The organism is Acinetobacter sp. USHLN143, assembly GCF_037145695.1.
Taxonomy (GTDB): Bacteria; Pseudomonadota; Gammaproteobacteria; order Pseudomonadales; family Moraxellaceae; genus Acinetobacter; species Acinetobacter fasciculus.
Window position 1 is genome coordinate 1 of the sequence record NZ_JBBCWZ010000103.1, and the last position, 6,963, is coordinate 6,963.

6 protein-coding genes are annotated in these 6,963 nt (G+C 37.4%); 5 read left to right on the plus strand and 1 reads right to left on the minus strand.

Annotated features, from left to right (window positions below):
• Positions 1 to 164: 164 nt before the first annotated feature.
• The 5 genes from WFH18_RS16085 to WFH18_RS16105 all read left to right on the plus strand — a co-directional run bounded on the left by WFH18_RS16085 (position 165) and on the right by WFH18_RS16105 (position 6,285).
• Positions 165 to 698, plus strand: coding sequence for a fimbrial protein (locus tag WFH18_RS16085; RefSeq protein ID WP_164543361.1), 534 nt, complete (start codon positions 165 to 167; stop codon positions 696 to 698).
• An 86-nt stretch (positions 699 to 784) separates the two neighbouring features.
• A complete protein-coding gene (locus tag WFH18_RS16090) occupies positions 785 to 1,516 on the plus strand; it encodes a fimbrial biogenesis chaperone (RefSeq protein WP_004997033.1) in 732 nt (243 codons plus the stop codon).
• 61 nt (positions 1,517 to 1,577) lie between these two features.
• Positions 1,578 to 4,130, plus strand: coding sequence for a fimbria/pilus outer membrane usher protein (locus tag WFH18_RS16095; protein ID WP_164543360.1), 2,553 nt, complete (start codon positions 1,578 to 1,580; stop codon positions 4,128 to 4,130).
• Entirely contained in the window at positions 4,127 to 5,143 is a 1,017-nt protein-coding gene (locus WFH18_RS16100) for a fimbrial protein (protein ID WP_138742591.1), read from the plus strand. Before WFH18_RS16095 ends, WFH18_RS16100 begins: the two co-directional genes overlap by 4 nt.
• 158 nt (positions 5,144 to 5,301) lie before the next feature.
• A complete protein-coding gene (locus WFH18_RS16105; protein WP_004997040.1) occupies positions 5,302 to 6,285 on the plus strand; it encodes a DUF4882 family protein in 984 nt (327 codons plus the stop codon).
• Positions 6,286 to 6,473: 188 nt separating this feature from the next.
• Here WFH18_RS16105 and WFH18_RS16110 read toward each other — a convergent pair whose 3' ends face one another.
• On the minus strand, positions 6,474 to 6,944 hold the full coding sequence (locus WFH18_RS16110; RefSeq protein ID WP_032069767.1) for an IS5/IS1182 family transposase: 471 nt from the start codon (positions 6,942 to 6,944) through the stop codon (positions 6,474 to 6,476).
• Positions 6,945 to 6,963 lie beyond the last annotated feature (19 nt).

Genomic DNA, 6,963 nt, shown 5'->3' on the forward strand with positions numbered 1-6,963 from the left:
ATTTGTTTAAGATGAGATATAACTCATTGAAATGTGTCATCATATTCGTCTTCAGAAAACAAGTATTATGCCATTATTTCAATGAGTTATCTTTTTTTGTCGTGTACAAAGACTGAAAAGGTAATATAATTCAAACTTTTAACTGATGTATTTGAGAAATTATTATGAAAAAACTTGCTTTGATCGCTGCTCTTTCAGTTGTTGGTATTGCAAATGTACAAGCTGCTGACGGAACAATTACAATCAATGGTTTAGTAACTGACAAAACTTGTAACATCGTTACTCCAGCAGGTAAAGACTTCACAGTTACTCTTCCTACTGTTTCTAGACAAACTCTAGCAAAAGCTGGTGATGTAGCAGGTCGTACTCCATTCCAAATCAACTTGGAAGACTGTTCAGCTGGTAAAGTTGTAACTTACTTCGAACCAGGTGCAACTGTTGATTTCAATACTGGTCGTTTAATCAACCAAGCTGCTGCTGGTGCTCAAAACGTTGACGTTCAATTACTTGGTGACAACAACCAAGTAATCCCTGTATTAGCTGCTGGCGCTACTGGTGCTCAAGCTAACTCTCAGTGGGTTGACGTTGTAGAAGGCGGTAGCGCTGATCTTAACTACTATGCTGAATACTATGCAACTGGCGCTTCAACTGCTGGTGAAGTAACAACTTCAGTTCAATACACAATTATTTATCAATAATCTATTGATAACTGAGTTTCTATGTTTTCGAACATAGAAACTCCTCTGTATTTCATCACTTTCGCCTTTTTCTGAGAATATTTCACATGTCATTTAACGGTAGTAAATTCTTGTCTGGTTTTGCACTCTGTTCAATGTTAGCAACTGCTACTCATGCAGAGATTGTCATTCACGGCACGCGCGTTATTTATCCTTCCGATGCACGTGAAGTCACTTTACAGCTCAGTAATAATGGCTCTAAACCTGCATTAGTCCAAGCATGGATTGATGAAGGAGATCCAAAAAGTACACCTGATCAATCAAAAGTTCCTTTTATGATCACGCCTCCGATTTCGCGTGTTGAAGCAACAAAAAGCCAAACTCTCCGGATTACAGCTTTACCAAGTGCATCACAGCTAAATCAACAGCAAGAATCTGTACTTTGGTTAAACGTATTGGATATTCCACCTCGACCAACAGGTAAAGGTGCCGAATCAGTACCAGATAATTTTTTACAACTTGCAATTCGTTCAAGAATTAAATTCTTCTACCGCCCTGCGAGTATTAAAGAAGATGCTAATTTAGCAGCCGATAAGCTGCAATGGCAAAAAGCAGGTCAAAGTGTGGTCATCAAAAACCCAACACCTTTTCACATTACGATGACTTCAATCTATCAAGTCAATGGTGATAAAAAAGTTGATTTATTACCCAAAGGTTTAATGTTAAAGCCATTTTCTGAAGATCGTGTTCAATTAAAAATCTCCAATACTGAAAAAATGAGCTTTATCAATGTGAATGATTATGGCGGACGTGTCGAGAAACCAATTAAGTTTCAATAATCATTTTTCATCCAGATAACCAATAATTTTAAGTACCTATACAATATAGGCGATTCTTATTATGTCAAAAAAGCACGCACCATATAGATTATTAAAGCGTCATATTTTTTTTTACCTAACCTCTGGCATAATCAGCATGACTGTGCCAGTGATGGTGTATGCAGACGAACTCAAAAACAATAATGCGATGGAAGCCGAGTTCGACTCTTCATTTTTGATTGGTGATGCGCAAAAGATCGATATTTCACGCTTTAAGTACGGTAACCCTGTATTACCAGGTGAATATAATGTAGACGTATATATTAATGGTAAATGGTTCGGCAAACGCCGTATGCAATTTAAAGCTGTCGATCCTAAACAAAATGCCGTTACCTGCTTCAACTCTAATACTTTACTCGAGTACGGTGTTAAGCAAGATGCTTTAGCGATCCATCAGTCTGCTATTTCACAAAATAGCTGCCTAAAAATAGATGAATGGATTGAAGATGCATACTATGATTTTGATACGTCTAAGTTGCGTGTAGATATTTCTATTCCTCAGGTTGCGATACAAAAAAATGCTCAAGGCTATGTCGATCCAAGTGTTTGGGATCGTGGTGTAAATGCTGGCTTTTTATCTTATAGCGGTAGTGCATATAAAACATTTAATAGAAGCAATGACAATAAAGAAACCACTAATGCATTTATGGCATTAACAGCTGGAGCGAATCTTGCTGGCTGGCAATTACGTCACAATGGTCAATGGCAGTGGAAAGATCAGCCTAACGAGAATGAAAGTAAATCAAACTATCAATCTACAAGTACCTATTTGCAACGTGCATTTCCTCAATATCGTGGTGTACTTACATTAGGTGATAGTTTTACCAATGGTGAAGTTTTCGATTCATTTGGATACCGTGGTATTGATTTTTCTAGTGATGACCGGATGCTGCCAAATAGTATGCTGGGTTATGCACCTCGTATTCGTGGCAATGCAAAAACAAATGCTAAAGTTGAAGTACGTCAACAAGGGCAATTGATTTACCAAACGACTGTATCACCAGGTAGCTTTGAAATTAATGATCTCTACCCAACGGGTTTCGGTGGTGAACTCGAAGTTTCTGTGATTGAATCAAATGGTGATATTCAAACATTTTCAATCCCCTACGCTTCTGTCGTTCAAATGCTAAGACCTGGCATGAGTCGCTACTCGGTCACTGCTGGTGAGTTCCGAGATCGTGATATTGATTTAGACCCTTGGGTTGTACAAGGTAAATACCAACTCGGTATTAACAACTACCTGACTGGTTATACAGGTTTTCAAGCTACTGAACGATATGCATCTGCACTATTAGGTACAGCTTTTGCGACACCTCTAGGTGCTATTTCAGTTGACGTAACCCATTCTGAAGCTGACTTTGAGAAAAAAGCGTCTCAATCTGGTCAAAGTTATCGCTTGAGCTATAGTAAGCTGATCTCTCCGACAAGTACCAATTTAACCTTAGCAGCATATCGATACTCGACTGAAAATTATTACAAATTACGTGATGCACTTTTAATCCGTGATTTGGAAGATAAAGGTATCAACAGCTATGCTGTGGGTAAACAACGTAGTGAATTTCAAATTACCTTGAATCAGGGTCTTCCTGATGGTTGGGGTAACTTCTACATGGTCGGTTCATGGGTTGATTATTGGAATCGCAATGAAAGCGGTAAACAATACCAGTTTGGTTATAGTAATAACTACCATGGTTTAACTTATGGTTTATCTGCAACCAAACGACAAGTTGACTATAGCTCTAATAATCGTACACGTGACACTGAATACTTGATGACGCTCTCCTTCCCATTGAGCTTTAAGAAACATTCGATGAATGTGAATGCAAATGCATCACAAAACAACCGAACTGTTGGTGTTAGTGGTACTGTTGGCGATCGCTTTAGCTATGGTTCATCCATGTCACATCAAGACTATAACAATCCAACATTCAACGTAAATGGTCGCTATCGCACCAATTTCACGACCGTTGGTGGATCTTATAGTATTGCTGATACCTATCAACAAGCGATGGTAAGTTTAACAGGAAATATTGTTGCGCATCGCGATGGTATCTTATTCGGCCCTGAACAAGGTCAAACCATGGTATTGGTTTATGCACCTGATGCAGCAGGTGCCAAAGTCAATAATACAACAGGTTTAAGTGTCAATAAGAATGGCTATGCTGTTATTCCTTATGTAACACCATATCGTTTAAATGACATCACACTTGACCCACAAGAAATGTCTACAAATGTCGAACTTGAAGAAACTAGCCAACGAATTGCCCCATTCGCAGGGTCTATTACGAAAGTAGACTTTTCTACGAAGAAAGGTTATGCAATTTACATTGCTGCTAAAACTTCGACTGGTGAAAATCTACCATTTGCAGCTCAAGTATTTGATCAAAATAATGAGTCTGTTGGTATTGTTGCTCAAGGTAGCATGGTGTATTTACGTACCCAAAAAGCACAAGATCAATTGTATGTAAAATGGGGTGATGATAGCGCTGAGCAATGTGAGATTACTTATGACGTAACAGCTCAGCTTGCACAAGATCAACAAAACTTAATAATGACTGAGGCGGTTTGTAAATGAAAAAATTACTCTTAAACAGTGTTTTGCTCACCGCTGGTCTTGGTTTGTATGGCGAGGCAAATGCAGCTTGTACACCAGCATCAGGATTTAGAACTATAGACATTAGTATGGCTGTAGGTCGTGTCGTTGTTCGACCTAGTGATCCTGTTGGCAAAACTCTAAATAAATCTTCATTTGAAATCCGCCCTAACTCTGAAACTAGGTACATCAATTGTGATAGTAACGAAATGATGGTAGCGAGTCTAATACAGAATCGTCCAATAAGTTCACTGGGCAATAGTATTTACTCAACAAATATTCCTGGAATTGGTATTCGAATTTATCGTGAAGCATTTAATGCGACGAACTTTTCAGGCTATTACCCCTATACACGTCCTGTACCTGGACCTCGTGTTACTCTTGCTGAGGGTTATTTTGTAGTTGAAATTATTAAAACCGCAGAAAATACAGGCTCTGGAACATTAGTTCCTGGACAATATAGTACTTATTATGCTGGAAGTCGAAGTGATCGCCCTTTCTTAACCAGCACAGTTTATGGAAATGCAATTACTATTTCATCTTCTTCTTGTGAATGGCGAGGTAATATTGACAAAGCTGTCACACTACCAACTGTCACAAAATCAGGTTTTACTGGTGTTGGATCCACGCAAGGTGAGCAAAGCTTTGATCTGAATATCCTTTGTAACGGTGGTGAAAACCCAACAGGTTATGAAGAGAAAAACCTGATAAGTTTGAGTTTTGATTATCAAACCGAAGGTACAAACACTCAAGTCCTAAGAAATCTCGAACCAAATGCAACAAAAGCAAACGGTGTAGGTGTTCAACTTCTATGGAATTATAATAATCAGAATCGCGTGATTGGTTTAGGTGACAAATTAGAATTAGGTACAGTTAAATCTAACCAGACTATTGAATATAACGTACCACTTACAGCGCGATATTATCAAACAAATGCCAACGTAACAGCAGGAAAAGTTCGAGCAATGGCAACTGTAACTATCGAATATGATTGATTTTTCACGAGACCTCTTTTTTTTAAAAGAGGTCTTTTTTTTAAAAATCAAACTATAAATTCTGAAATTTTCACTTGATAAAAATTAAATCCATTCAAAAGTATGAACTTTTAGCTTTTTTAAAAAATTTTAAACCACTTAACTTATAGGAACTATCAATGAAAAAAATTGGTATATTGACGCTTAGCTTAGCCCTGCTTGGCTGTGGTGAAAATCAAAATAGCTCACAAAGTAGCAATACTACATCCCAATCTACAGCAACAACATCAACTAGCTTAAGTTTACGTAGTTTAGATCAGAGTCAAACATGTCAGTATAACTTTGATGCAACACAACAAGATTACGATGATTTATGGAACAAACAGAATCCAGACTATCTGATTGGACTATTTCCTACAATCAATGGACAAAAATTTAGCTTAACTGTTGCCCCTCCATATTTTTCAATTAATTATCCTGAATACGGTACTTTTAATTATTTACAATATTTAGCTACTAGTAAAACAAGGCTATATTCAGCTAAGGATTCTTTTTACTTTCCATCACTACATGATGGTTTAGGAGATTTTAGCTTACCTACAACAGGAATTTTTGCACTTGAAATGCAACTAGACATCCCTGCCGCTCCACTAAACGGTGGCTACTATGGTGAACCTGGTTCATCTTATATAGCTGATATTAATTTTAGTGGCGCCACAGAAAATGGTTATATCGTAAAATCTAGTTATAATTTCATAGCAGGTGGCGCTGATCCCGAGTTTGGTGAAAATCCACCTTCTTTGTCATACTCTTTCAACTACCAAAATAGCGATGGTACAGAATATAACTCAATTGCCGACTATCACAGTAAGATGACTGACTATCAGAGTAAGTACCATCGTATAGGGATATATATCAACCAGAATACGAAACAATTCGGTTTTATTATCAATGGCATTGATCAGGGATATAAAGGAACGCTACCGTCAGCATTAAAAAATATTGGTTTTGATATCTTTAATAGTGCTTCTTCAGATAAAAATGGTGATTTCTCAGACAAACTCACAGGACTAGAATTCTCATCAGAGCTAATCACTGACCGCAATGCCCTACAGTTCACTTATCCACAAGGTACGACTGATATCTGTGGCAATATTATTTAGAGCATAAATACGAAAGCCTAATCCCGAGATTAGGCTTTTTCTTTTTTAAGCACTGTTCAATGCTTAAATTCAAATAAAAAAATCATTCTCTTCTCAAAAATAAATTTAAACCAAATTCACATTATAGAAGAAATAAGTGATTAAGATAACAAACCAAAATTAATATAACACTAGACCTCTTTCATAAATCATTTTTTGCTCAGTTCCAAGTTGTAGATTCCAGCGATTAAATTGAATCTCAAACCAAGCCTTTTACCTCTATTTCGATAACGCTCAGCAAGGATTTTGAAGGTTTTCAGGCTGCCAAATACATGCTCAATTCCGATTCTTCTTTTATTGATTTCCTGATTATAGATTTTCAATTCAGGATCCAATTTACAGTGTCTTTTGGCTTTTAATGGCAACAGGCTATTCGGATACAACACATAAATCCCCTGATAGCCTTTATCTGCAAGGATAAAAGCCCCAAAAGGAATCTGGTTTAAATTGCGTTTGAACAACTCGAAATCATGCACTGCACCGCGACTGGTACATAAACTCAGAATTTGCTGAGTTTTGTAGTGAATCATGGCCTGTACTTTGAAAGTGTGGGTCTTTTTCTTGCCGCTATAGCTTTTCTTCTGTTTTTTTAGGCCTTTGGATTGGAATTTCTGTGGCATCCACGATCACAACATTCCA